The following is a 24,683-nucleotide window of genomic DNA, read 5'->3' as shown; positions in this document are numbered from 1 at the left end:
GTTTCCATGCAGCACTTTCTGAGCATCAATGATCTTACCCCAGCCCAAATCTTAGCGTTGATTGAGTTGGGCAAAAAAATGAAGCACGACTACGCCCCATACAGCCAAGCGTTAGCGGGCAAAAGCGTTGTTACCCTATTTGAAAAGCCGAGCCTGCGTACTCGAGTCAGCTTCGACATTGGCATCAATAAGCTTGGGGGCCACAGCCTCTACTTAGATCAGCAAAATGGCGCCTTGGGCGAGCGGGAAACGGTGCAGGATTTCGCCCTTAATTTGTCTCGCTGGTGTGATGCCATTGTCGCGCGGGTTTTTAGCCACACCACCTTAGAGCAATTGCAAAAGTACGCGACCGTCCCCGTGGTTAACTCGCTGTCGGATCTGTACCACCCCTGCCAAGGAATGGCGGATTTTATGACGCTGGCAGAGCACCACAACGATCTAAGCCAAGTGGCGCTGGGTTATGTCGGCGACGGCAACAACGTTACCCATTCTTTAATGATCGCCGCTGCGAAGCTAGGCGCCAAGATGGTGGTGGTGTGCCCCGCCGGCCACTTCCCCGATGGCCACGTCGTGCAGCAATGTCAGCAATTGGCTCAGCAGCATGGTGGCGAACTGGTGCTGTCTAGCGACGTGAGCGCATTGGAAGGGGTGGACTGCCTTTACGCCGACACTTGGGTGTCGATGGGAGACAGCACCCCACTAGGCCAAGTTAAAGCCACCTTTATGCCTTACCAAATCAATCAAGCCTTGTTGGATCTGACCGGCGCTAAGCACGTGTTGCACTGCCAGCCGGCGCATCGAGGCTACGAGATCAGCTCTGAGGTGATGGATGGGCCAAGTTCGCTCATCTTCGATCAAGCTGAAAATCGGATGCACATCCAAAACGCCATTTTATACACGCTTCTAAAGGACTAATCCCATGACTCAAATCAGCAAAGTTGTACTGGCCTATTCTGGCGGTTTGGATACCTCGGCCATCATTCCATGGCTTAAAGAGCAATACGATTGTGAGGTTGTGGCCTTTGTTGCCGACGTTGGCCAAGGCGCGGAAGAGTTAGTTGGGGTTGAAGAGAAAGCCAAGCAATCCGGTGCCTCGGCGTGCTATGTGGTGGACTTGAAAGAGCAGTTTGTGGCGGATTACGTTAACCCCATCTTGCAGACCGGCGCCCTGTACGAAGGCACTTACCTGTTAGGGACGGCGATGGCGCGGCCAATCATTGCTAAGGCTCAAGTTGAGTTGGCACTGGAGCTTGGCGCCGATGCGCTGTGTCACGGTTGCACCGGCAAAGGCAACGATCAGGTGCGGTTTGAGTCGACCTACGCGGCATTAGCGCCACAGCTGAATGTGATTGCCCCGTGGCGGGAATGGAGCATGCAGTCCCGTACCGATCTGCTGAATTACTTGGCAAGTAAAAACATTCCGTGTTCAGCCAGTGCTGAGAAGATCTACAGCCGTGATGCCAATGCGTGGCATATCTCCCATGAAGGCGGCGAGCTGGAAGATCCGTGGTGCGAACCGTCAGAGCAGGTGTGGACCTGGAGCAACTCGCCGGAACAAGCGCCGGATCAAGCCCAGTACGTTAAGCTGGCTTACACCCATGGGGTACTGACCGCCGTTGATGGCGAATCCATGACACCATACAACGCCCTGTGCTACCTCAACGATGTGGCGGCTATTCATGGTGTTGGCCGTATCGACATTGTCGAAAATCGGCTGGTGGGGATGAAGTCCCGCGGCTGTTATGAAACCCCAGGTGGCACCGTGATCAACGCCGGGTTGCGCGGTTTGGAAACCATGGTGTTGGATAAAGCTTCGTTTAAATTGCGCGAGCAACTGGGCACCGAGTTTTCCCATGTGTTGTACGACGGCCGCTGGTTTACCCCTGTGTGTCAGGCGCTGCTGGCTGCCTCGGCGAGCTTAGCGCAGCCGCTCACCGGTGAAGTGGTTGTCAAACTGTACAAAGGGCAAGCGACGGTGACTCAGCGTCAAAGTGTTAACTCACTCTACAGTGAAGCGTTTTCTACCTTCGAAGAAGACGAAGTGTACAACCAGAAACACGCTGAAGGCTTCATTCGGTTGTTCAGCTTATCCAGCCGGATCGCCGCGACCAACACCAGCAACGAGGAGTAACACCATGGCACTATGGGGAGGCCGGTTCGCCGGCGCCGCGGATCAGCGGTTTAAGTTGTTCAATGATTCGTTGCCGGTGGATTACCGCCTAGTGCAGCAAGATATTACCGGCTCGATTGCTTGGGCGGGGGCGCTCAAGCAAGTTGAGGTATTAGATGAACAGGAACACAGCGCCTTAGTCGCGGCATTAACGCAGCTATCGGAAACGGTAACCGACGAACAAGTGTTGGCTTCCGGTGCTGAGGACATCCACAGCTTTGTGGAGTCGGCGTTGATTGAGCAAGTGGGTGATCTGGGCAAGAAATTGCATACCGGTCGCTCCCGTAATGATCAGGTCGCCACCGATTTGAAACTGTGGTGTAAAGACCAAGGCGAAGCGGTGCTTGCGGCGTTAGTGAAGTTGCAGCAGCAGTTGCTTGAACTGGCCGCCAAAGAAGCGCAAACCGTGTTGCCGGGGTACACCCACCTGCAACGGGCGCAGCCGGTGACCTTTGGCCACTGGTGTTTAGCGTACGTTGAGATGGTTGAGCGAGATTTAACTCGGGTGCGGGATGCCTTAGCGCGGCTCGACACCTGCCCGCTTGGCAGTGGTGCTTTGGCGGGGACGGCTTACAACGTCGATCGGCAGTTATTGGCACAGGCACTTGGTTTTCGTCAGGCCAGCAACAACAGCCTCGATTCGGTGTCGGATCGCGATCATGTGATTGAGCTGTGCAGCGCTGCGGCCACGTCAATGATGCACTTATCCCGTTTGGCCGAAGATCTGATTTTCTACAACAGCGGTGAAGCCGGCTTCATTGAACTGGCTGACGCGGTGACCTCGGGCTCGTCGTTGATGCCGCAAAAGAAAAACCCCGATGCGCTGGAGCTGATCCGTGGCAAGTCTGGCCGAGTGTATGGGGCCATGGTAGGCATTCTGACCACCATGAAAGCGCTGCCAATGGCCTACAACAAGGACATGCAGGAAGATAAAGAGGGCCTGTTTGACGCCATTGATACTTGGTTGATGTGTTTGGATATGACCGCATTGGTGTTGGAAGGCGTGAAGGTCAACAAGCAGCGGTCGTTGGCGGCAGCGCAGCAAGGTTACGCCAACGCCACCGAACTGGCGGATTACCTGGTGTCGAAGGGGATGCCGTTTCGAGAAGCGCACCACGTGGTGGGCGAAGTGGTGCTGGCGGCCATTTCAGCCAATAAAGCGCTGGAAGCCTTTACCCTGCCAGAGTTGCAGGCGTTCAGTGCCATTATTGGCTCCGATGTCTATCAGCACCTGACCATCGACGCCACCTTGGCCAAGCGGGTGGCGCAGGGCGGCACCTCGTTGGCACAGATCGCCAAGGCGCTGGGTAAGCAACATCAAGAGCCGAGCGATCCGGCCGACAACGTCACCGTAGCCTTTACGCAAAGCCAAGAGCGATTAAACGCGCACAAGGCGGAGCTGCTGTCTGTGCGGCCAGCTAAGCTGTCAGATGTGGATCAGATCAAGACCATCAACGATTTTTGGGCGCAGAAGGGGGAAACCCTGCCGCGCAGTCGCGATCAGATCTTGCAGGATGTGCTGGATTTCTCTGTGGCGGAACAAGACGGCAAGGTGATTGGCTGTGCGTCGCTCTACATCTACGAAACCGGTTTGGCCGAGCTGCGCAGCGTTGGCATTGATCCTCGTCACCACAGCCAAGGCCAAGGTCGAGCGTTAGTGGATTACATGCTGAAACGGGCACGGGATCTGGAGCTGGAACGGCTGATTGTGCTCACGCGGGTGCCGGGCTTCTTTACTAAATTGGGCTTCAGCGAAACCAGTAAAGAGACCCTGCCAGAGAAGGTGATGAAAGATTGCGAGCTGTGCCCACGTAAGCACGCTTGCGATGAGGAAGCGATGGAATATCAGCTGTGCTGACCCACGCAGCAAGCTGACATGACACCAATAAAAACACCGCCAGTTGGCGGTGTTTTTATTGGTGCTGACGCTGGGTTTAGGCCGCGAACGCACCGCTTGGGTCGCGGCTAGAACAGCTCTTCTTCCTGCTCAAAGACCGGATCTTCTGGCTGCTGTGGCTGAGCCACTTCGGTTGGCACGGTGCCATCAATAAAGTACTCAAACATCGAGCTGGAATCGATTTGGGTTGAGAGCTTACCGCTGGCGCGATCGATGCGGGCGGTCACAATGCCTTCCGGTACGGTGGTGCGCTCTGTGGCGACATCCGCCAGATAGCTTTTCATAAAGTAGTTCCACGCAGGGCCTGCGGTTTTTGCTCCGGATTCCCCAGCGGTGATCTGATCCCGCGGGGCGTTGGCGTTCCAGCTGGTGCGACCGAGCTTACGGCTGTGATCGTCAAAACCAACCCAGGCACTGGCCACAATGCCTGGGGCATAACCGGAAAACCAAGTGTCGCGTGCTTCGTTGGTGGTGCCGGTTTTGCCACCAATATCACGTCGATTCAGCAACCGGGCAGCACGCCAGGCGGTGCCGTTCCAGCCCGTACCAGCGTTCCAGTCGCCGCCACCTTGGATCACCGATTGCATTGTTTGACGGATCAAAAAGGCATTTTGGGCGCTGATCACCCGTGGGGCCAACTGCTCTTGTGGCCACAAACACTGCGGTAACATTGGGGTTTCCCCGTCAGTGGCCTGAGCTTGTGCCAACAACGCTTGTTCACAATCAGCACAGGCGATCTTGGGTTGGGCTTGCTCGATGATCCGCTCGTTACGGCCCTCGATCCGTTCAATAAAGAACGGCTCGATCAAGAAGCCTCCATTTTTAAAGACTGCGAAACCACGCACGTTTTCTAGCGGGGTTGCTGAGGCCGAGCCCAGCGACAGCGATTCGTTACGTGGTAATTCGCTCGGATCAAACCCAAAACGGCTGGCGTGATCGATGAAGGTGTTGATGCCAATTTGGCGCAGGGTACGCACCGCCATCACGTTGATCGATTGCGCTAACCCTTGTCGTACTCGTGTTGGGCCGGTGTAGATGTCGGGGGAGTTACGTGGGCGCCATGCGGTTCCTTGGCTGCGATCCCATTTCGTGATTGGGGCGTTATTCACCAAGCTCGCGAGGGTAAAGCCGTTTTCCAGTGCTGCCGAGTATAGGAACGGCTTAATGTTTGAGCCCAATTGACGTTTCGCTTGGGTTACTCGGTTGTATTGGCTTTGGCCAAAGTCGTAGCCACCAATCAGTGCCTTAATGGCGCCGTTGTAGGGATCCAGCGCCACAAAGGCACTGCTGACCTGCGGTAACTGGGCCAGCATTAAGGTATCACCTTGCTGGCGTAACCATATCTGCATTCCCGCCGTTAATACGTCACTGGCTTGTTTTGGTGCCGGGCCTTGGCGAGTATCGCTGCGATACTCTCGAGCCCACTTGATCCCGTCCCAAGTTAAAGTTTGGGTAACGCCTTCGGCATTCATTACCTCAGCCGTTTGCTCTGCAACTTGCAGCACGACCGCCGCTTGCAGCTTATGGTGAGCTTTAACGGTGGCAAGGTGGCTGATGATCTGCTCGGCACGCCAACCACTGACGGCGGGGAGCACTTCCTCGGCTTCGGCCGCATCGGGGCTCAGCGAGGCCGGTGTCGCCTCAGTGGTTGCCGGATCCGCTGCTGGCGTTGCTGCCCACAGTTGGGCGGCGGGGCCGCGATAACCGTGGCGCATATCGTAAGCAAAGAGGTTACGCAGTACGGCTTGTTCCGCTTGCAGCTGGGTGCTGGAATCCACCGTTAGGTAGATATTGAAGCCTTGGGTATAGGCGGCTTCATCACCATATTTCGCCACCAGATAATCCCGCGCCATTTCGGCTAAATGGGGGGCGTAGAGTTCAATTTCGGCGCCATGGTATTTGGCCGTAACCGGCTCTGTTACTGCTTGGTCGTGTTGCGCCTGAGTGATGGCGTTCACAGACAGCATCCGCCCCAACACGACATTACGACGGGTTTTACCGCGGTTAGGGTTACGAATGGGGTTGGCGGCGGAAGGTGCCTGCGGTAAACCGGCAATCATGGCGATCTGGGCCAACGTTAATTGGCTGACATCTTTGCCGTAATACACCTGCGCTGCGGCCCCGACACCGTAAGCGCGATTGCCAAGAAAGCTGCGATTAAGGTAAAGCTCAAGGATCTCTTCTTTACTTAATAACCGTTCGATTTCTAAGGCAATAAAGATCTCTTTTACTTTTCGAATATACGTTTTTTCACGGGTAAGAAAAAAGTTTCGCGCCACCTGCATGGTGATGGTTGATGCACCTTGAGCCTTCCGGCCCGTAGTGATCAAGACAAACGCGGCTCGAGCCACACCAATGGGATCCACCCCGTTGTGTTCGAAAAAGCGGGCGTCTTCGGTAGCCAGTACCGCATCAATGAGGGTTTTCGGCACTTGTTCGTAACGCACGGGTATGCGACGTTTCTCACCAAACTGAGAGATCAGTTTGCCGTCGGCACTGAACACGCGCATTGGGGTTTGCAACTGTACGGTTTTGAGTGAATCAACATCCGGTAGATCTGGGGCGATCCAATAATATAGGCCAGCTAAGCCAGCCAAGCCTAAAATGGCCATAAGACAGATCATCGCTAAAAAGCGTTTAAACCACTTCACTCAATAAATACCCGAAAAAATAGAAAGCCGACCGTTGATTATACATTGTGCGTCAGTAGGGCTAAAGGGATGCCAATGTTTTCAATAGTAACTAATATAATCAATGATTTGTTATGTTAGTGTGGTAGGTTAATCCAGATAATTAGTTTTTTACCAACAGGCAGGGATAGACATGTTGGCTGACTGGTTCAAGCCCCAAACGCCGTCAATGGTTGGGGTCGATATCGGTACACAGGAAGTGAAAGCCGTATTACTCGCTGAAACCGCAGAAGGGTATCAGCTAGAGGGCATTTCTCGGGTACCGTTACCCAAAGGCGCAGTGGTGGATCGAGAGATCCGTGATGCCGGTGCCGTTGCCGCAGCAATGCGACAAGTTAGGGCAGATATGCCCAAAAGTGCCAAGTTCGGTGCCGCTTCGGTGTCGGGCTCGACCGTAATGACCAAAGTGATCTTTATGGACGCCTCCTTATCTGATGAGGAGCTCGAAGCGCAGATCGAGATTGAAGCAGACAGCTTGATCCCGTATCCGCTTGATGACGTAAACATCGACTTTGAACCGCTAAAAACCAACGAAGAAACCAATAAGGTTGAGATCTTATTGGCGGCTTGCCGTTCCGATAATGTTGATGCTCGGGTAGAAGCACTTGAGGCAGCAGGGTTAGAAAGCCGCGTGATCGACGTTGAAGGCTATGCGCTGGGTCGCAGCTATAAGCTGATGGCAGAGCAGCTGCCAGGCGCAGGGATTGGCCAAGTGGTGGGGGTGATCGATTTAGGGGCCAGCATCACCACCTTTGCGGTCATCGCGGAAGGCGAAACGGTCTTTATTCGTGAGCAAGCCTTTGGGGGCGAGCAATTTACCCAATCCATCTTGTCTTACTACGGCATGAGTTACGAAGAAGCAGAGCGGGCGAAAGTCAGCGGTGAGCTGCCACGTAATTACATCTTTGAAGTGTTAGCGCCTTTCCAAACTCAATTTCTGCAGCAGATCCGCCGCACCATTCAAATCTTTGCAAACTCGACCAATTATGAAAATGTCGACAGCATTATTCTGTGTGGCGGCAGCGCTCAGATCGAAGGGATGGCTGCCATGCTGGGCACGGAGTTAGGCATTCCTGTGCATTTGGCCAATCCCTTTGCTGGGCGCTTACGTGCCGATGACGCATTGCAGCAGCGTGTAGAAGAGGAGATCTCTCGCTACATGGTGGCTTGCGGCTTGGCTTTAAGGAGCTTTGAATCATGGCACATATAAACCTATTGCCGTGGCGCGAAGCGCAGCGGGCTCGGTTAAAGCAACAATACCTGTTGATCCTTGCCATTATCGCCGGTTTCACCTTATTGGTGGTGATGGGGATAAGCATGTGGTTGGGACAGATGCAGGAAAATCAGCGTGAGCGAAACCAATACTTGCAAGCTGAGATCCTGAACCTGGACATTCAGATCCGCGAAATTCGTGAAATCAAAGAGCAAAAGCAGAAGCTGCTGACTCGAATTGATGTGATTCGCCAGCTGCAACAGCAGCGGCACGTACCGGTACAGGTGATGAACGAATTGGCGCGTGTCATGGTGCCAGGGGTGTATTTAACTCAAGTGTCGGTCAACGGCTCGGCGGTTTCGATTCAAGGTTATTGTGATTCCAATAACCACTTGGCCAGTATGATGCGTCAGGTGGAAAGTGCGCGCTGGTTGTCTGAGCCAAAGGTGCACCAGATCATCGCTTCCGATAACAGCGAGTTGCGGGAAAACGCCTTCAAGCTGGATATGGTGGTGTTGCCATTGGGTGACGGCCCACTTGAAGCAGAAGATGAACTTGCTGCGATAGCGAGGGGGCGTTAACCATGGATTTAAATCAACTTAACGAGCTGGAGCTCGAAAGTATTGGCACGTGGCCTAAACCGGCCAAAATCATGCTGGCGTTGGTCATGGTGGTGCTGCTCAGTGTACTGGGCTACTACACGGTGGTGCGCGACAGTATTACTCAGCTGGAGCAGTTAGAGCAGAAAGAGATCGAGCTTAAAAATGAGTTCGAACGAAAATATAAGCTGGCGGCCAACTTACCGAAGTACCGCGAACAGCTTGAGCTGATGCAACAACAATTTGCTGATCTGTTAACCATGCTGCCTACGGCAACTGAGATGCCAGGCTTGCTCGATTCGATGACCTACTTGGCGACCGATGCGAGCTTGCAGATCCAAAGCTTAAACTGGAAGCCGGAAGTGGAACGTGAGTTCTACATCGAGATGCCGATCGAAATGAAAGTAACTGGTGGTTACCATGATTTTGGCGCTTTCTCGTCAGGGGTGGCAGGATTACCACGGATTGTGAGTTTGCATGATTTCACTATGTCTCGTGGCGAGGACGCACCGCTAACCATGACGGTAACGGCCAAGACCTATCGCTTCTCTGAGCCGAAAAGCACCGATGCGGCGCAGGGGGCGAAATGAAAAAGACCTTAGTGGCGCTCTCTTGCGTAATGCTCAGCGCCTGTAGCGGTAACTTGAGCGATCTGCATCAGTACGTGGCTGAAGTACAAGCGGATCCGGTGGTGTTTAATGAAGAAACGCCTGAGCCACCAGAGATCACCGTTGTGCCATACAGCGTTGCGGATCTGCGGAGTCCATTTCGATACCAACGGGTACGATTGGACGATCGTGATGGCGACAGTCGCAGTGACTGCCCACAGCCTAATTTAGACCGAGATCGAGGCCCGCTAGAAGCATTCGGGGTCGACAGTTTCCGTTTACGTGGGGTGATGCGTGATCAACAGGAACGCTGGGCCTTGCTGCAAAGCAGTGACGGCACCGTCTACTCGGTGAAACAAGGCGATTATTTAGGGATGTTCCACGGCCAGATTGAATCTATCGGACAGGTTGAATTGGTGGTCGCAGAATGGATCCCAGATGGTAGAGGCTGCTGGACCAAGCGTGAAACGCAATTGGCAATGGCGAACAACTAAATTTTTCCAAAAGGTATAAACCATGCACGGACACAAATGGTTTTCCAGTCAAGCCAGCACTTTTGCAAGCAAAATGTTGGCCCTAGGCTTCGTTTGCGGGATGCAATCCACGGCTTGGGCAGGTGAACTGATCGATCTGAAATATCAAACTCAAGTGGGCAACCAAGTTGAGTTGGAATTTACCTTCTCCACCATTGAAGGTGAGCCAGAGATCTTGCTGGCGGCGGATCCCGCTCAAATCAAACTGAACTTTGCCGATCAGGATTCCCTGTTATCGATGACATCAGTGCCGGTTGGGCTGCAAGGGGTCGACCGCATTGTGATTAACGATACGGTTGAAGGGATCAGCGCCAACATCATGTTGGATCAGATCGCGCCGTATCAGTCGCGAATTGAAGGCGATAAATTTTATCTGGTGCTGAATGATAGCTCACCAGTCTCGGCGGCCAGTTCCAGCAGCGTGGTGGAAGCGATCGATTTCCACCGAGCGGAAGGCAATGCCGGTGAGCTGGTGCTGGATCTGAGCAGCGCCTCTACCGCAGTTAATCTTGAGCGCTTAGGCGCAGATCTGATGGTGACCCTGTACAACACCGACATCAACGATGAGCTGCTGTATGTGGTTAACGTGGAAGATTTCAATACCCACGTAAAAGGCTTTGAAACCTTTCAAGATGGCAGTAACAGCCAAGTTCGGTTGGATATGGGCGGTAAAGCGTTTGAATACGAATACCGCCAAGAGGGGGATAAGTTCCACCTGTTGATCAGCGAACCAGAAGAGCAGGTTGACCCTGAAAAGGTGTTTAATGGCAGTAAGCTGTCGATGAACTTTCAGGATATTCCTGTTCGTACGGTGCTGCAGATCATTGCCGATCACAACGACTTCAACTTGGTGACCACCGACAACGTTTCTGGCAATCTGACCTTGAACTTGGATGATGTGCCGTGGGATCAAGCGTTAGAGATGATTTTGCGGATCAATGGTTTAGATAAACGCATTGAAGGCAACATTCTGTTAGTGGCCCCCCGTGACGAATTGATTGCCCAAGAGAACGAGCAGTTGCGGCAGCAGCAAGAAAGCAAAGAGGTGGCTCCGCTGTTCTCTGAATACGTGCAGATCAATTACGCCAAAGCGGTGAGTATTGCTTCGCTACTGTCCGGTGACGGTGGCACGTTATTGTCGGAGCGGGGCACGGTCTCGGTAGACGAGCGAACCAACACTCTATTGGTGCAAGACACGGCGGAGCGTTTAGAAGACATTCATCGCTTGGTTGAGGTACTTGATGTGCCAATCAAACAGGTGGTGATTGAATCCCGCATGGTGACCATCCGTGACAACATCACTGAAGAGATTGGCGTACGGTGGGGCATTACTGATCTGCAGAACGACAGTGGTACCTCAGGGTCGCTCCCTGCACTGGATGATTTGATTGGCGAGAATCAGATCCCGTCATTAGATGAGCGTTTGAACGTTAATTTGCCGGTGGCCGAGCCTGCAGGCAGCATTGCGTTCCAAGTGGCTAAGTTAGGCGATGGCACCATCTTGGATCTGGAACTGTCGGCGTTAGAGCGTGAAAACAAAGGCGAGATCATCGCCAGTCCGCGTTTAACCACGGCAAACCAGTTCACTGCCTTCATCGAGCAGGGGGTTGAGATCCCGTTCGTGCAATCCACTTCCAGCGGTGCGACGTCGGTGGAGTTCAAAAAAGCGGTGCTGGGCTTAACCGTGACGCCGCAGATCACCCCAGATAACCGCATTGTCTTGGATCTAACCGTAACCCAAGATACCCGAGGCGAAACGGTGCAAACCGCGACGGGGCCGGCTACCGCGATTGATACCCAGCGGATCTCAACCCAAGTGTTGGCCCGTAATGGTGAAACGATTGTGTTAGGTGGTATTTATCAGCAGCAGAATCAGCAAACGGTAACCAAGGTGCCCATTTTAGGCGACATCCCGTACATGGGTTGGCTGTTCCGTACCACCAATGATTTCTCGGAAAAGTCGGAATTACTGATCTTTGTCACCCCTAAAATCGTCATTGATCAGCTCTAATTAGCAAGAGGACGGCACAAGGTGTCGTCCTCTATTGCGTTACAACGCCATTCCCTGCGATAATCTGCCACCAAAATTAGCGTCAATGTGGGTAATTTTCCGCCGCCGTAACCGGTGGTCGCTAGTTAGTGTTTTACTAATTCGACTATAGAAATGGCTGAAAAAAGAAATATCTTCCTAGTAGGTCCAATGGGCGCCGGTAAGAGCACCATTGGTAGACACCTAGCTCAAATGCTTCATCTTGAATTCTTTGACTCTGACCATGAGATCGAAGCCCGTAGTGGTGCCGACATCTCTTGGGTTTTTGATGTTGAAGGTGAAGAAGGCTTCCGTGTTCGAGAAGCAAAGGTGATTGATGATTTAACCGAAAAGCAAGGCATTGTGCTGGCCACTGGTGGCGGCTCGGTGTTAAGCAAAGAGGTGCGTAATCGTCTATCTGCTCGCGGTATCGTGGTTTACCTTGAAACCACCATTGAAAAGCAAGTTGCGCGTACTCAGCGTGATAAGCGCCGTCCACTGCTGCAAGTGGATGAGCCACGCGAAGTGCTGGAAGGCCTCGCGGGCGAGCGCAACCCACTCTACGAAGACGTGGCTGATCTGGTGGTTCGCACCGACGATCAAAGCGCCAAGGTGGTGGCTAACATCATCATCGAGCGTCTGGGCTTCTAAACCCAGTAACAGGATATCGCGATGGAACGTATAGATGTGCAGTTGGGGCAACGCAGTTACCCCATCTTTATTGGCTCAGGGTTGCTGCAACAGGGTGACGAGCTGATCCGCACATCTTTGCCACAACGATTATTGCTGATCAGCAATGACGTTGTGGCACCGTTGTATCTTGAACGCGCTCAGGCGCTGCTTGAACGTTGTGGCTGTCAGGTCGATAGCTTGATATTGCCTGATGGCGAGCGTTTCAAAACCCTTAGCACCCTGAACGACATCTACAGCAAAGCACTGCAACTGGGGCTGGGCCGTGATTGTGGTTTTGTGGCGCTTGGCGGTGGGGTAATTGGTGACATGGTCGGCTATGCCGCGGCCAGTTATCAGCGCGGCGTGGCATTTTGTCAGCTGCCCACCACTCTGCTGGCTCAAGTTGATTCCTCTGTTGGCGGCAAAACTGCGGTCAACCACCCCCTCGGTAAAAATATGATTGGTGCCTTCCATCAGCCGCAATTGGTGTTGATGGATATGGATACGCTCAATACGTTGCCAGCGCGAGAATTCGCTGCCGGCATGGCCGAAGTCATCAAGTACGGGATCTTATGGGACCGTGATTTCTTCGACTGGTTAGAAGCAAACCAAATCGCATTACTTGAACAGCAGCAGGATGCACTGGTTTACGCCATTCGTCGCTGTTGTGAAATCAAGGCTGAAGTGGTGGCTCAGGATGAAACTGAGCAAGGGGTACGAGCCCTGCTCAATCTTGGCCACACTTTTGGTCATGCAATTGAAGCAGAGCAAGGCTACGGTAACTGGTTGCACGGTGAAGCTGTGGCGACCGGTATGGTGCTTGCGGCTAAATTAGCGGCGCAACTGTCGTGGTTAAACGCCGCTGATGTGGCTCGAATTGAAGCGTTGCTGGCGGCATTTTCCTTGCCGTTGTCTCCACCTGCGAACATGGGCTTTGCTCAATTTATGCCGCACATGCGTCGCGATAAGAAAGCGCTGCAGGGTGTGGTGCGCTTGGTACTCCCTCGGGCCATTGGCCAAACTGAAGTGGTTAGCAGCGTTACCGAAACGCAATTGCAGCAACTGTTTCAGCATCTATGACCACAGCGGTCCCCTTCTCGTTATTGCCCAGTCAGCGCAGCTTACTGGAGCGCCTACGTTATCTGGTTGAATACGGCGATCATCTGATCTTGCTGCATGGTTTGCTGGGCACCGGTAAAACGGTATTGGCGCAGCAGCTGATGGAACGCTGTGAAGAGTTCAATCAAGCCTATGTTGCTGTCCGTGCGGACGATGATCCGGCGACATTGCGCTCTCAGGTGATCAGCCAGTTGGTGCAGCAGGGGGTGTTTGATAGCAAAGAGCCATTGCCGGATACGTTAGAGCGGCTATTGCTGGGACAGCAAGGGCGTGCGCTGATTGTCATCGATAATGGCCACTTTATGGCGGATACGCTGCTGGCGGAACTGCTGAGCTTGCTGGACGATCCCCGTTTGGCTGCCAATCAAATTACGTTGATGGTGGTTACTGAGACCGACTTAGTCGATCGACTCCACCAAGAGCTGCCCAGCAGTTTTACCGAGCAGTTGCTGCCAGTCGAGGTGCTGCCGCTGTCGATGCGTGAGCGGCAAAGTTTGTATCAGCAATTAACGCAGCTGCCTGGGCAAGCGCGAATGGCTCATGATGATGCCATTGAGTTGCAACTGCGTGAATGCGATGGCACGGCGGCGGCAGTCGTGGCTATCGCAGAGGCCAAGGTTGAGTTGCATCAGCCTCGTGGCTGGGCACGGTTAAGCGTGTTTCATCAGCGTGCTATCGCGGCGATTGCCGTAATGATGATGTTGCTGGCGTTATGGTGGTGGTGGGATCAGCCGCCAGTCAGTCCACCCGCGGTAACCGGTCGTATTGAAGTATCGTTACCAGACAATGCACGCACCGATCCGGCAGGCAGCGCAGATCAGGTGGCAGCCAACTCGATGGCACTGCCTGCGGCACTGGCGCCGGAGCCCGAATTAGAGCAAGAAGCAGCACCAGCACAGCCGATGCAATCAAAACCACGGCAAGCGGCGGACCCCATCGTTATTGATGCGCTGGATGTGGATGCCAATAGCATAGCGAATGCTCTGGCTGCCGCCGGTTTAGAGCGTACTGATCGCACGACCGTAGACAGCGACAACAATATGCCAGTTCAAGCGGAATTAGCCGAACCGTTGGCAGGGCAGTGGCCAGCACAAAATCAGCCCTTAGTTGCGACCGATGCTATTGTGCCGAAGCCGAAGCCGAAGCCGAAGCCGAAGCCGAAGCCAGAAGCCAGCGTTGAGCCCTTGCCACCACTGCCGTTAGAGCAGCAACCGCTCGCCGAGCGGCCAAGTGACAGCTACGTGCTGCAATTGGCGGTGTATTCGTACCCTAAGTTGGTGCGTGGCTTTATTGCCAGTCATCAACTGCAGCAATTGCCGTTGCGGGTGTACCGCAATCGTCGCCAACCTCGGTCGTGGTATATCTTGGTGACCGGCGGCTATGCCAACAAAGGGGAAGCGTTGGCAGCGGTGAAAACTTTACCAGAAGCGGTACAAAAGCTGCGCCCCTATGCTAAACCCGTCGCGGCGGTGCAAAAAGAGTTGGCGCAAGAGCAACAATTGGCTGAGTTCCTGTCGGAAGATAGGTAAAATCCCCGCCTTTACGGCAAACGAAGATTGGCAGATGACAAAATCCAGAGCGTTTTTGAAATGGGCAGGTGGTAAATACAAACTTGTGGATCAAATATCCGCACGTTTGCCTGTGGCTGAACGTTTGGTTGAACCCTTTGTCGGTGCCGGTTCGGTGTTTCTCAATACCGATTTTGATTCCTACCAGCTTAGTGACATCAATCCTGATCTCATCGGTTTGTACAATGTCCTGAAGCATAAGCCAGAACAGTTTATTGCCGATGCGCAAAAACTGTTTACGCCAGAAAATAACGATAAAGAAACCTACTACGGACTGCGTGCTGAGTTTAACCAAACCACCGCAGTGTGGGATCGGTCGCTGCTGTTTTTGTACATGAATCGCTTCGGTTATAACGGCCTGTGTCGTTACAACAAAAAAGGCGGTTTCAATGTGCCGTTTGGTTCCTATAAAAAGCCTTATTTTCCAGAAAAAGAGCTGCGTTTCTTTTCTGAAAAAGCCCAGCGAGCCACCTTTATTTGCGAAGGTTATGCCGAGTCTTTTGCTCGGGCACAAAGCGGCGATGTAATCTATTGCGATCCACCGTACTTGCCGTTGTCGACGACGGCTAACTTTACCAGCTACGCCAGTGGTGGTTTTTCGTTGGACGATCAAGCGTTGCTGGCGGACTGTGCTGCAGAAGCGGCACAACGCGGCGTGCCTACTTTGATCAGTAACCACGATACGCCGGTGGCTCGAAAGCTGTATCACGAGTCAAAAATGGAAACCATTACGGTGCAGCGCTCCATTAGCCAAAGCGCTAACGGGCGTAAGAAAGTGCCAGAGCTGTTCGCGCTATATCGTTAAGCGGGCAATACCCACTGCACCAAAGCCATCAGGCTCAGCACAAACAGTACGATCAGCACAACACCAACCACGATGAAGGGCAGCGGCGATTGGCGCGCAAAATCCCGCTGTCGGTTGGCTTCGGTTTGTACCCCAAATAGGGCGGCAAGTACGCTCAATAGCGTCTGCATTAGAAGTGATTATCAGAGTTGGGCTGGTGGAATAGCTCAAGCAGATTGAAGAAGTGCAGCTGGCCACTGGAGCTGACGAGCCATTGCACCCAACCGACTTTTTGTTGGCTGTTGGCGCATTGCTCAGTAAGCCAGCAAGAGGCTTTATGGCTGATTTGTGGTGCTGCGAACAGAGCCAGTATTACCAGCATTGCCGCCCACTGTTTCTTACTCACGCGAACCATAAAAAATCGCCTCCTGCGGATCCATGAAGGCGATTATATCGTAATTGTTGATAAATTAACCAGTCAAATTAAAACGAAAAATTAACACCAGCAACAAAGGCTTCATCTTCCTCTTCGTGCGTCACTACGCCAACAAAAAGCGCCACGTACTCGTTCCAGTCATAGGTTACGGTAACGCCCATGTCATAGGCACCATCGGCGCCATCGGGTTCGGTGTAACCGGCATGGGTGCTTAAGACGGTGTTGTCGGCAACATCGAAATCGTAATTGCCTTCAAAGTAATAGGATTCCAAGGTGTCGTCGTAGTAGAGGGTTAACCCCAAACCATAGACAGCCGCCCCCGCGTAAAATTCCGTACTGTGGCCGCCGACATCGGCATAGTAGTAGCGGGTTACGCCAAGATCGATGTCGATGTTGTCGTTAATGGCAAAGCCGTAGCCTCCCCACCAATCGATCTCAATCTCGTTATCGCCATCGTTGTCGTAATTTGAGCCCCACACGCCAGCATAGAAGCCAGAATCATGTTCTAAATCGGCCCCTAATTGCCCAGCAATTTTATCATCAGACAGGGTGACGCCACGGAACAAGTAGTTGCTTACCACCGCGGCGTTAAAGGTGACGTTGGTGCCGGAGCCCAGTTCGAGGGCGGCAGCGTTGGCGCTGCTGATCAATACCGTGGCAGCGAAGGTGGAGCGTATAAACATGTTCATCATCGATCCCTTTAGTGTGTGGGCAAGCCCAAAATAAGTCAGTCAGTGGTGAGGATGAACCTAGGGGGTGATTGTTAAATTACTGATCTTTTGTGCTGACGGCAATGTCAGTATAAAAAGCCATTTGGGTCTCATAAGTCAAAGCGATAGAATGTGGCCACTTTTACTGACGGATTTAGAGACAAGGTAATGACTAAGCACTTGATCGCACCATCCATTTTGTCCGCGGATTTTGCCCGCTTGGGTGAAGACGTAGCTAAGGTTCTGGCCGATGGCGCCGACGTGGTTCATTTTGATGTTATGGATAACCACTATGTTCCCAACCTGACCATTGGCCCAATGGTGTGTCAGGCATTGCGGGATTACGGCATTACTGCACCCATTGATGTGCATTTGATGGTGAAGCCGGTGGATCGCTTGATCCCGGATTTTGCTAAAGCCGGTGCTTCTATCATTACCTTCCACCCAGAAGCCAGCGAGCATTTGGATCGCAGCATTCAGCTGATCAAAGAACACGGTTGTCAGGCTGGCTTGGTGTTTAATCCGGCAACGCCACTGCATTACTTGGATTACGTTATCGATAAACTGGATGTGATCTTGCTGATGTCGGTTAACCCTGGCTTTGGTGGCCAGTCTTTCATTCCTGGCACCTTGGATAAGATCCGCGAAGTACGCCAACGCATTGATGCCAGCGGCCGCGATATTCGCCTAGAGATCGATGGCGGCGTAAAAGTGGATAACATCCGCGAGATTGCGGCAGCCGGTGCCGATATGTTTGTGGCGGGCTCTGCCATTTTCAATCAGCCAGATTACAAAGCGGTGATTGATCAGATGCGCGCTGAATTGGCGCAAGCGTAATGGAATTTGCCAACGTTCGTGCCATCGCGTTTGATTTGGATGGCACCTTGATCGATTCGGGCCCGAGCTTAGCCGCCGCAGCGGCTGAAGCCTTAGTGGCGGTGGGTCGGCCTCCGTGTCAGCAAGCGGATGCCCTAGACTGGATTGGTAACGGTGCCTTGATGCTGATTAAGCGCGCCTTAAGCAATGCGGTTGAGCCGGATCCCACGCTGCCATCCGCGTTAATTGAGCAAACGTTGGCGCATTTCAACCGTGCTTACGCCAAGCATCAAGCTAACCCTAGCATGCTGTACCCACAGGTGGCTTCGACCCTCAGTGAGCTGCAACGGCGGGGCTATAAATTGGCACTTGTCACCAATAAGCCCAGCCAATTTGTGGCGCAACTGCTGCTGGATGCTGGGATCGCAAGCCACTTTGAGTTTTGGTTTGGTGGCGATTGCCTAGCGGAACGAAAACCCAGCCCATTGCCACTGAATACCCTGTTATCCCGTTGGCAGTTACAGCCACAGCAACTGCTGATGGTGGGCGATTCTCGTAACGACATTTTAGCGGCTAAGGCGGCTAACTGCCCAAGCGTAGGGCTAAGCTACGGTTACAACTACGGCCAAGACATTCGAATAGAACAACCGAACTTGGCCCTAGATCACTTTCAACACCTGCTGGCGTCACTGCCGGCACTAACAGAGAACTGCGCATAATGAGCAAACCGATCGTATTTAGCGGCGCCCAACCCTCCGGTGGGCTGACTTTAGGTAACTACATGGGCGCGTTGCGTCAGTGGGTAAACCTGCAAGAGACTCATGATGCGTTGTACTGTGTGGTTGATCTGCACGCCATTACCGTTCGTCAAGATCCCGCGAAGCTGCACCAAGCGTGCATGGATACCTTGGCGCTGTACTTAGCGCTGGGGATCGATCCAAACAAGAGCACCATCTTCCTGCAGTCACACGTGCCAGAGCATTCGCAACTGAGCTGGATCTTGAACTGCTACACCCAGATGGGTGAGCTGAACCGGATGACCCAGTTTAAAGACAAATCTCAGCGCCACGCGTCAAACATCAACGTTGGTTTGTTCGATTACCCCGTGCTGATGGCGTCGGATATTTTGTTGTATCAAACCAACGAAGTGCCCGTGGGCAATGATCAGAAGCAGCACTTAGAGCTAAGCCGCGATATCGCCACCCGTTTCAACAACATTTACGGTGATACCTTCGCCGTGCCAGAGCCGCACATCCCAGCGGCTGGCGCGCGGGTAATGAGCTTGCAAGAGCCAACCAAGAAGATGTCGAAATCCGACGATAACGCCAACAACCGCATCGGCTTGCTGGAAGATCCTAAGCTGATCACCAAGAAGTTTAAGAAAGCGGTAACCGATTCCGATGACCCAGCGATCGTGCGCTTTGATATTGAAAACAAAGCGGGCGTTTCTAACTTGATGAGCATCTACTCTGCTACCTCGGGTAAGAGCCACGCTGAGATTGAGGCCGAGTTTGAAGGTAAGATGTATGGCCACCTGAAAGTCGCCACCGCCGAGTCGGTGTGTGCCTTCTTGGAGCCAATGCAGCAGCGTTACAATGATATTCGTGCCGATCAAGGCTACTTGGATCAAGTGATGAAAGCCGGTGCCATGGGCGCCCGTGAACGCGCGGCTAAAACCTTAGCTCGGGTACACAACGTACTGGGCTTGCCAGCGATGCCGCGTTAACTCCGCAGCCCAGGCAATAAAAAACCGGCGTACAATACGCCGGTTTTTTGTTTGTAGCCGCCGAAGAACTTAGCGGTATTGGAACACCTTAATGACCTTACTAACGCCATCGGTATTGCGGGCAATATCCACCGCCAGTTTGGCTTCTTGCTGACTGATCACACCCAGTAAGAATACTTCACGGTTTTCGGTAACCACTTTAATCCGCAACGAATTCAGCTTGTCGTTGCTGAGCATGCGTGACTTCACCTTGGTGGTGATCCAGCTGTCGTTAGAGCGACTGGTAAAGCCCAGAGGATTCCCCGTACGCAGTTGATCGTGCACTCGTTCAACCCCGTCAATCTGTTTGATTAGCTGCACCGCTTTGGTGTGCAGCATCTGGTTGGGTACCTGACCCACCAACAACACTTGCTGATTAACGCTGGTGGCGCTGATCCGAGTTTGATTGCTCAGATCCTTGTGGTTGCTCAGTGCGGCCATCACTTCCAGTTCAATGGTGTGATCGTCAATTTGACTGCCCACGCTGCGGTTATCATTCACCATTACGGCGGTGCCCACGGTACCAGCAACAATGGCGGCGGCACAGCCAGCCAATTGCGACACCAATAAACAGGCGAAAAGCACTCGGATCATGGGTTAGTCCTCTTGCGGAAATAGGGTGCGATCAATGCTGTCGCACAAACAGTGAATGGCCAAAAGGTGCACCTCTTGAATGCGTGCGGTGCGGTTGCTGGGCACGCGTACCTCAACATCGCTGTCGCTCAGTAAGCCCGCCATGGCGCCACCGTCTTTCCCGGTGAGCACAATGATGGTCATGTCGCGGTTTACCGCAGCCTCCATCGCCTTGATAACGTTATTGGAGTTACCGCTGGTGGAGATCGCCAACAGCACGTCGCCCGGTTGACCCAAAGCCCGCACCTGCTTGGAAAAAATCTCATCGTAGCTGTAATCGTTCGCGATCGAGGTGATGGTTGAGGTGTCCGTGGTTAACGCGATGGCGGGTAAGCTCGGACGCTCGGTTTCAAAGCGGTTAAGCAGCTCGGATGAGAAATGCTGGGCATCGCCCGCACTGCCACCGTTGCCACAGGCCAGAATTTTATTGCCGCTGAGCAGGCACTGCACCATCACCATCGACGCCTTTTCTAATGGCTCTGGTAGGGCTTCGAGCGCATCAATTTTGGTTTGAATGCTCTCAGTAAAACTCTCTTTGATCCGCTCAAGCATGGGGGCGAATATCCTCTTAAAATGCGTTTTCAATCCAGTTGATCTGATCGCCGGTAATGGCAACCACATCAAAGCGGCAGGGCAGATCGAGCGAGCCCTGCTGCTGTAAATACCATTGCGCGGTTAGGCGCAATTTTTGTTGTTTACTGGCGCTAACCGCGGCCAGCGCGCCACCAAAGCCTTGTTGCTGGCGAAATTTCACTTCCACAAACACCAGGTAGTTGTTATGGCGCATCAGCAGATCCAACTCACCAAAGCGGCAGTGCACATTGGCAGCAACAAAACGCAACCCGTGCTGTTCTAAATAGCGCCGTGCCTGTTGTTCTGCGTGATCACCGCGGCTTCGCATCTAGTCGGCCTTTAATCCATTTTTGTGGTACCGCGACCATTCCAAGCCACGCTCTAATTGGCCATCCGGTTGCACCGTTAGCTGGCCGGATAAACCGCGCATGCGGTAGCCGGTAAATACCCGCATCTGCGCTAACCGGTCGATCAGGCTCCAGCTGTCGTAGCCCATGGCATACAAGCGTTGTTGCGCCAAACTGCGATTAGGCCACAACGCCGTAGCCTGCTGCAGTTGGTTATTGTCCCGCAACAGCCAAGGCATGTCACTAAGGCGTAGCCCTTGTAGCTCTGCGGCTTGTTGATCCGAACGCAGATCGCCGTGGGCACGACTGCTGGTGTACAGCGCCAGTGGATCGGCAAACACCGCTAAGCTCACATCGACAAATGGCTTTAGCAGCCGCACTTCGCTGGCATTGGCAACCAAGTAGAGGCTGTCGATGTCACGACGGGAGCGGAAATCCGCTTCGGTTTTGGGGCCAAACAGCTGCTTAATCGCTTTGATGCGCGCGTTACTTTGATCCACATGCAGCGCTTGCTGCACCGAGCCACGCATCTGCTGCCCTGCGCCGAAGTAGTGGATCTCGGCGCTGTCGTCGGTAAGCTCTTGCCACTGCTTCGCAAAGCGTTCTGCCATGCGTTTGCCAATGGCGTTGCCAGAGGCCAAAACCAGTGGCCGCTGCAGCCCTTGCTGCTGCATGCGTTGGGCGGCTTGTTCGGCTTCCGCTTCTGGGGATAAGGCAAAGAAGTACAGATCCGGCTTGGCGGCCGTTTGCAGCCCTTGGTTTAAGGCCAGCAGTGGCACTTCACCTTGGTAGTTGGCCAGCACCTTATCCACGTTCTGCTTTCTCAGCGGGCCAATCACAAACTCGGCTCCACGATCTAGCGCTTGCTGATAGGCATCGGCCGCATCAATGGCATCGGTATCAAAAAATGCCACTTGGCGGCGTTCGTCTTGATCCAGCAAGTTAGCCAACATGCCGTCTTGCAGTGCACGAGCTTGCTGGCTAATGCGGCCGGATAACGGCAGCAGTACCGCCACTTTTGCTGGGCGATAGGGCTGCACATTGATGGTGCGTTCTAAGGCCGCCGGTAATTTACGCGCCGCGGGGTGGCTCGGGTTTTGCTGCTGCCATTGCGCCAGTTGCTGCAGCATGGTGCTGGGATCCATGGTGTAACGCTGGGCAATCAAGCCCAACTCCAACCAGCCGCGCCAGTTTGGATCGCGGCTTTGGCTTAGCTGTTCACTCAGTTGCGCTTCGCCGACTGGGCTTAGCGCTTGCCATAAGGCGTCCCAGTTTTGCTGTTGCAGCGGTTGCGGCAAGTATTGAGTTAAGCGGTAGTGGCCATAGGCGGCATTTAAGGCATCACCACTTTGCTGGTAGAGACTGATCTCAATCGCTAACGCATCACGCCACTGGGCGGCGGGTAGGCTCCATGACCGCGGCCATTGCAGCAATAGTTGCGCCTGCTGGCGATCTCCTTGCAGCAGCGCCAATTTGGCCTGCAATAAACGCTGTTCCGCCGCCAAGGTGCCAGACTCGGGGATCGAAGCACCGATGCGCTCTAATAACTGCTGCGCCAGTTGTGGCTGGTTTTGATCCAGGTACGCACGGGCAGCAAGCAGCAAGTAGGCCAACCGCTGCTGATCTTGGCTGCCTTCCGCTTGCTGCAGGTAGTAAGCTGGGGTTTCACTGGCAAAGCCCAGCGTCACCGTTGGTTTAGAAACCGTTGGCTTGGGCGCAGGGGCGCTGGCACAACTGATTAAGCCACATAGGGCTAGTGCCATTAAGGCGTGACGACCGGTCTGAACAGAAAGGCTTTTCACCAGTGGGATCCACTCTGATAAACTAAGACCTCTTAGTTTAACTCCCTGTTTGTCGTAAACCAATTGGCTTGCCCTAAGGTCACCCCCTAATGTCTCTAGATGTTGCACTTTATATTGTGCCCACGCCCATCGGTAACTTATCCGATATCACCCAGCGGGCATTGCAAGTGCTGGAACAAGTCAGCGTGATCTGCTGCGAAGACACTCGCCACAGCGGCAAGTTGTTTAGCCACTTTGGCATCAGCACCCGCACCTTATCGGTGCACGATCATAATGAGCGCCAGCGCGTTGGCACCATCATTAGCAAGCTGCAAGCGGGCGAAGCCGTTGCGCTGGTGTCGGATGCGGGGACGCCACTGATCTCCGATCCGGGCTATCACCTTGTTAGCCAAGTACGCGAGGCGGGTTTTACCGTGATCCCGCTGCCTGGCCCTTGTGCAGCCACCACCGCGTTGTGTGCTTCGGGTTTGCCATCGGATCGCTTCACCTTTGAAGGTTTTTTACCGGCTAAGCAAAAAGGCCGTACCGATGTGCTGCAAGCCCTCGTGGAAGAGCCACGCACCATGATCTTTTACGAATCACCGCGGCGGGTGCTCGACAGCTTGGCCAGCGTGGCCGAAGTGATGGGCGCCGAGCGACAAGTGGTGCTGGCGCGGGAGATCACCAAAAGTTTTGAAACCATTAAAGGTTTGCCCGTGGGTGAGCTGATTGAGTGGTTAAAAGAGGACGACAACCGCACTCGTGGTGAGATGGTGATGATGATTGCTCCGTTTCGCGATAACGGCGAAGGGTTGTCGGCTGAAGCGCTACGCACCACCGAATTATTGTGCCAAGAACTGCCCTTGAAGAAGGCTTCTGCATTGGCGGCGCAGATTCATGGGGTTAAAAAGAACGCACTCTACAAGCATGGGCTCGATCAGGGCTGGTAGAGTGGCATAACAGTCGCTATACTCCGCGGCTTGGAGTTGGCTAGGCAATCGCTGCTTTGTCGTTGTGCCCTTAAATGGGCAGACGGGCGAAGGGGAGGAAAGTCCGGGCTCCATAGGGCAGGGTGCCAGGTAACGCCTGGGAAGCGCGAGCTTACGACCAGTGCAGCAGAGAGCAAACCGCCGATGGCCCGCTTTTTAAGTGGTGCACAGGTAAGGGTGAAAGGGTGCGGTAAGAGCGCACCGCGCGGCTAGTAATAGTTCGTGGCACGGTAAACTCCACCCGGAGCAAGACCAAATAGGCCCCCATTGGCGCGGCCCGCGTTGGGGGCGGGTAGGTTGCTTGAGCCTAGGAGCGATCCTAGGCCTAGAGGAATGATTGTCCACGACAAGACCCGGCTTATCGGCCAACTCCAACCTATTTATGAAAAACCGCAGTACCGTTAGGTGCTGCGGTTTTTTCATATCTGGCGTTTGGTTAGCGCCACGCCATCACAGGCGAGGCAGTGACGGTGTGATGCGCCGACGGCTCGAACGCCGTAGGCTCTTAGGCTGCATCGGCAGATCTCTTGTTGATCCCCAGTACATAAAATACCCTAATTTAAGCCTGCAACAATTCGGCTCAGGATTAAGTTGATTGAATCATTTACTCGTGCGGATGGCGATTATTGTTCAACGCTTCATTATTTATTCGTGTGCCGCGATTGCCTTAGGCAAGATAACAGTAGCGATAAACAGAACGACCGCCCCAATCTTTGCACTTAAATACCTCCTCACCAAGCCTCGAATCATT

At 53.5% G+C, this 24,683-nt stretch carries 24 protein-coding genes and 1 other RNA gene; 17 read left to right on the top strand and 8 right to left on the bottom strand.

Features of this window, described 5'->3' with window-relative positions; genetic code table 11:
* Positions 1-6 precede the first annotated feature (6 nt).
* Genes Q0796_RS11765 through argH form a run of 3 tightly spaced genes read left to right on the top strand, consistent with a single transcriptional unit; the run spans position 7 to position 4,028 of the window.
* Positions 7-915: an ornithine carbamoyltransferase gene (locus Q0796_RS11765; protein ID WP_298443311.1), complete on the top strand. Its 909-nt coding sequence runs from the start codon at positions 7-9 to the stop codon at positions 913-915.
* Between the two features lie 4 nt (positions 916-919).
* Positions 920-2,131 (top strand): argininosuccinate synthase, encoded by a 1,212-nt coding sequence (locus Q0796_RS11760; protein WP_298443309.1) that lies wholly within the window; start codon positions 920-922, stop codon positions 2,129-2,131.
* A gap of 4 nt (positions 2,132-2,135) precedes the next feature.
* Positions 2,136-4,028 carry an argininosuccinate lyase gene (gene argH, locus Q0796_RS11755; RefSeq protein WP_298443306.1) on the top strand — a complete coding sequence of 631 codons (1,893 nt, stop codon included), beginning with the start codon at positions 2,136-2,138 and terminating at the stop codon, positions 4,026-4,028.
* A 107-nt stretch (positions 4,029-4,135) separates the two neighbouring features.
* On the opposite strand, the gene Q0796_RS11750 is transcribed toward argH, so the two are convergent.
* Positions 4,136-6,718, bottom strand: a complete 2,583-nt coding sequence (locus Q0796_RS11750) for a PBP1A family penicillin-binding protein (protein ID WP_298443303.1) — start codon at positions 6,716-6,718, stop codon at positions 4,136-4,138.
* A gap of 172 nt (positions 6,719-6,890) precedes the next feature.
* Here Q0796_RS11750 and Q0796_RS11745 point away from each other — a divergent pair, with 172 nt between their 5' ends.
* The 9 genes from Q0796_RS11745 (at position 6,891) to Q0796_RS11705 (ending at position 15,903) form a co-directional block, all read left to right on the top strand.
* Positions 6,891-7,967, top strand: a complete 1,077-nt coding sequence (locus tag Q0796_RS11745) for a pilus assembly protein PilM (RefSeq protein WP_298443301.1) — start codon at positions 6,891-6,893, stop codon at positions 7,965-7,967.
* Positions 7,955-8,551 carry a PilN domain-containing protein gene (locus Q0796_RS11740; protein ID WP_298443298.1) on the top strand — a complete coding sequence of 199 codons (597 nt, stop codon included), beginning with the start codon at positions 7,955-7,957 and terminating at the stop codon, positions 8,549-8,551. Before Q0796_RS11745 ends, Q0796_RS11740 begins: the two co-directional genes overlap by 13 nt.
* A 2-nt stretch (positions 8,552-8,553) precedes the next feature.
* The gene (locus tag Q0796_RS11735) at positions 8,554-9,159 is read left to right on the top strand and encodes a type 4a pilus biogenesis protein PilO (RefSeq protein WP_298443295.1); all 606 of its coding nucleotides are present in this window, start codon (positions 8,554-8,556) and stop codon (positions 9,157-9,159) included.
* Positions 9,156-9,671 (top strand): pilus assembly protein PilP, encoded by a 516-nt coding sequence (locus tag Q0796_RS11730; protein ID WP_298443292.1) that lies wholly within the window; start codon positions 9,156-9,158, stop codon positions 9,669-9,671. Before Q0796_RS11735 ends, Q0796_RS11730 begins: the two co-directional genes overlap by 4 nt.
* Before the next feature lie 100 nt (positions 9,672-9,771).
* On the top strand, positions 9,772-11,721 hold the full coding sequence (locus tag Q0796_RS11725; RefSeq protein ID WP_298443289.1) for a type IV pilus secretin PilQ family protein: 1,950 nt from the start codon (positions 9,772-9,774) through the stop codon (positions 11,719-11,721).
* A 153-nt stretch (positions 11,722-11,874) separates the two neighbouring features.
* On the top strand, positions 11,875-12,390 hold the full coding sequence (gene aroK / locus Q0796_RS11720; protein WP_298443287.1) for a shikimate kinase AroK: 516 nt from the start codon (positions 11,875-11,877) through the stop codon (positions 12,388-12,390).
* Positions 12,391-12,411: 21 nt separating this feature from the next.
* Positions 12,412-13,491, top strand: a complete 1,080-nt coding sequence (gene aroB, locus Q0796_RS11715; RefSeq protein ID WP_298443284.1) for a 3-dehydroquinate synthase — start codon at positions 12,412-12,414, stop codon at positions 13,489-13,491.
* Positions 13,488-15,059 carry an AAA family ATPase gene (locus tag Q0796_RS11710; RefSeq protein WP_298443281.1) on the top strand — a complete coding sequence of 524 codons (1,572 nt, stop codon included), beginning with the start codon at positions 13,488-13,490 and terminating at the stop codon, positions 15,057-15,059. Before aroB ends, Q0796_RS11710 begins: the two co-directional genes overlap by 4 nt.
* Positions 15,060-15,093: 34 nt before the next feature.
* Positions 15,094-15,903 carry a Dam family site-specific DNA-(adenine-N6)-methyltransferase gene (locus tag Q0796_RS11705; protein ID WP_298443335.1) on the top strand — a complete coding sequence of 270 codons (810 nt, stop codon included), beginning with the start codon at positions 15,094-15,096 and terminating at the stop codon, positions 15,901-15,903.
* On the opposite strand, the gene Q0796_RS11700 is transcribed toward Q0796_RS11705, so the two are convergent.
* The 3 genes from Q0796_RS11700 to Q0796_RS11690 form a co-directional block, all read right to left on the bottom strand.
* On the bottom strand, positions 15,900-16,061 hold the full coding sequence (locus Q0796_RS11700; protein ID WP_363322315.1) for a DUF2970 domain-containing protein: 162 nt from the start codon (positions 16,059-16,061) through the stop codon (positions 15,900-15,902). The genes Q0796_RS11705 and Q0796_RS11700 overlap by 4 nt on opposite strands.
* Positions 16,062-16,072: 11 nt before the next feature.
* Entirely contained in the window at positions 16,073-16,264 is a 192-nt protein-coding gene (locus tag Q0796_RS11695) for a hypothetical protein (protein ID WP_298443277.1), read from the bottom strand.
* Positions 16,265-16,365: 101 nt separating this feature from the next.
* Positions 16,366-17,007 (bottom strand): TorF family putative porin, encoded by a 642-nt coding sequence (locus tag Q0796_RS11690; protein ID WP_298443275.1) that lies wholly within the window; start codon positions 17,005-17,007, stop codon positions 16,366-16,368.
* 189 nt (positions 17,008-17,196) lie between these two features.
* On the opposite strand from Q0796_RS11690, the gene rpe reads away from it, so the two are divergent.
* The 3 genes from rpe to trpS are packed head-to-tail and all read left to right on the top strand — an operon-like array spanning position 17,197 to position 19,570.
* Complete coding sequence (gene rpe, locus Q0796_RS11685; RefSeq protein WP_298443272.1) at positions 17,197-17,865, top strand: ribulose-phosphate 3-epimerase; 669 nt, start codon at positions 17,197-17,199, stop codon at positions 17,863-17,865.
* Entirely contained in the window at positions 17,865-18,563 is a 699-nt protein-coding gene (locus tag Q0796_RS11680) for a phosphoglycolate phosphatase (protein WP_298443269.1), read from the top strand. The genes rpe and Q0796_RS11680 overlap by 1 nt, the downstream gene beginning before the upstream one ends.
* Complete coding sequence (gene trpS / locus Q0796_RS11675) at positions 18,563-19,570, top strand: tryptophan--tRNA ligase (protein WP_298443266.1); 1,008 nt, start codon at positions 18,563-18,565, stop codon at positions 19,568-19,570. Before Q0796_RS11680 ends, trpS begins: the two co-directional genes overlap by 1 nt.
* Before the next feature lie 69 nt (positions 19,571-19,639).
* On the opposite strand, the gene dolP is transcribed toward trpS, so the two are convergent.
* From dolP to Q0796_RS11655, 4 genes are read right to left on the bottom strand one after another with little or no spacing between them, the layout of a single operon-like run.
* Entirely contained in the window at positions 19,640-20,203 is a 564-nt protein-coding gene (gene dolP / locus Q0796_RS11670) for a division/outer membrane stress-associated lipid-binding lipoprotein (protein ID WP_298443264.1), read from the bottom strand.
* 3 nt (positions 20,204-20,206) lie between these two features.
* Complete coding sequence (locus tag Q0796_RS11665) at positions 20,207-20,794, bottom strand: phosphoheptose isomerase (protein ID WP_298443261.1); 588 nt, start codon at positions 20,792-20,794, stop codon at positions 20,207-20,209.
* A gap of 16 nt (positions 20,795-20,810) precedes the next feature.
* Complete coding sequence (locus Q0796_RS11660) at positions 20,811-21,143, bottom strand: YraN family protein (protein WP_298443259.1); 333 nt, start codon at positions 21,141-21,143, stop codon at positions 20,811-20,813.
* Positions 21,144-22,964: a penicillin-binding protein activator gene (locus Q0796_RS11655; RefSeq protein WP_298443256.1), complete on the bottom strand. Its 1,821-nt coding sequence runs from the start codon at positions 22,962-22,964 to the stop codon at positions 21,144-21,146.
* Positions 22,965-23,053: 89 nt separating this feature from the next.
* On the opposite strand from Q0796_RS11655, the gene rsmI reads away from it, so the two are divergent.
* Together rsmI and rnpB are read left to right on the top strand one after the other, a co-directional pair.
* Positions 23,054-23,893 (top strand): 16S rRNA (cytidine(1402)-2'-O)-methyltransferase, encoded by an 840-nt coding sequence (gene rsmI / locus Q0796_RS11650; RefSeq protein WP_298443254.1) that lies wholly within the window; start codon positions 23,054-23,056, stop codon positions 23,891-23,893.
* Between the two features lie 32 nt (positions 23,894-23,925).
* Positions 23,926-24,309: RNase P RNA component class A (gene rnpB, locus Q0796_RS11645), an RNA gene on the top strand.
* The last annotated feature ends 374 nt before the right edge of the window (positions 24,310-24,683 follow it).

Origin of the sequence: uncultured Ferrimonas sp. (assembly GCF_947489035.1) — a bacterium.
Classification (GTDB): Bacteria; Pseudomonadota; Gammaproteobacteria; order Enterobacterales; family Shewanellaceae; genus Ferrimonas.
This window is presented reverse-complemented; position numbering and strand designations above follow the sequence as displayed.

Coding starts and splice junctions, on each gene's coding strand:
- Q0796_RS11765 (WP_298443311.1), top strand. CDS start 7: ATGCAGCACTTTCTGAGCATCAATGATCTTACCCCAGCCCAAATCTTA.
- Q0796_RS11760 (WP_298443309.1), top strand. CDS start 920: ATGACTCAAATCAGCAAAGTTGTACTGGCCTATTCTGGCGGTTTGGAT.
- argH (WP_298443306.1), top strand. CDS start 2,136: ATGGCACTATGGGGAGGCCGGTTCGCCGGCGCCGCGGATCAGCGGTTT.
- Q0796_RS11745 (WP_298443301.1), top strand. CDS start 6,891: ATGTTGGCTGACTGGTTCAAGCCCCAAACGCCGTCAATGGTTGGGGTC.
- Q0796_RS11740 (WP_298443298.1), top strand. CDS start 7,955: ATGGCACATATAAACCTATTGCCGTGGCGCGAAGCGCAGCGGGCTCGG.
- Q0796_RS11735 (WP_298443295.1), top strand. CDS start 8,554: ATGGATTTAAATCAACTTAACGAGCTGGAGCTCGAAAGTATTGGCACG.
- Q0796_RS11730 (WP_298443292.1), top strand. CDS start 9,156: ATGAAAAAGACCTTAGTGGCGCTCTCTTGCGTAATGCTCAGCGCCTGT.
- Q0796_RS11725 (WP_298443289.1), top strand. CDS start 9,772: ATGCAATCCACGGCTTGGGCAGGTGAACTGATCGATCTGAAATATCAA.
- aroK (WP_298443287.1), top strand. CDS start 11,875: ATGGCTGAAAAAAGAAATATCTTCCTAGTAGGTCCAATGGGCGCCGGT.
- aroB (WP_298443284.1), top strand. CDS start 12,412: ATGGAACGTATAGATGTGCAGTTGGGGCAACGCAGTTACCCCATCTTT.
- Q0796_RS11710 (WP_298443281.1), top strand. CDS start 13,488: ATGACCACAGCGGTCCCCTTCTCGTTATTGCCCAGTCAGCGCAGCTTA.
- Q0796_RS11705 (WP_298443335.1), top strand. CDS start 15,094: ATGACAAAATCCAGAGCGTTTTTGAAATGGGCAGGTGGTAAATACAAA.
- Q0796_RS11695 (WP_298443277.1), bottom strand. CDS start 16,264: ATGCTGGTAATACTGGCTCTGTTCGCAGCACCACAAATCAGCCATAAA.
- Q0796_RS11690 (WP_298443275.1), bottom strand. CDS start 17,007: ATGAACATGTTTATACGCTCCACCTTCGCTGCCACGGTATTGATCAGC.
- rpe (WP_298443272.1), top strand. CDS start 17,197: ATGACTAAGCACTTGATCGCACCATCCATTTTGTCCGCGGATTTTGCC.
- Q0796_RS11680 (WP_298443269.1), top strand. CDS start 17,865: ATGGAATTTGCCAACGTTCGTGCCATCGCGTTTGATTTGGATGGCACC.
- trpS (WP_298443266.1), top strand. CDS start 18,563: ATGAGCAAACCGATCGTATTTAGCGGCGCCCAACCCTCCGGTGGGCTG.
- dolP (WP_298443264.1), bottom strand. CDS start 20,203: ATGATCCGAGTGCTTTTCGCCTGTTTATTGGTGTCGCAATTGGCTGGC.
- Q0796_RS11665 (WP_298443261.1), bottom strand. CDS start 20,794: ATGCTTGAGCGGATCAAAGAGAGTTTTACTGAGAGCATTCAAACCAAA.
- Q0796_RS11660 (WP_298443259.1), bottom strand. CDS start 21,143: ATGCGAAGCCGCGGTGATCACGCAGAACAACAGGCACGGCGCTATTTA.
- rsmI (WP_298443254.1), top strand. CDS start 23,054: ATGTCTCTAGATGTTGCACTTTATATTGTGCCCACGCCCATCGGTAAC.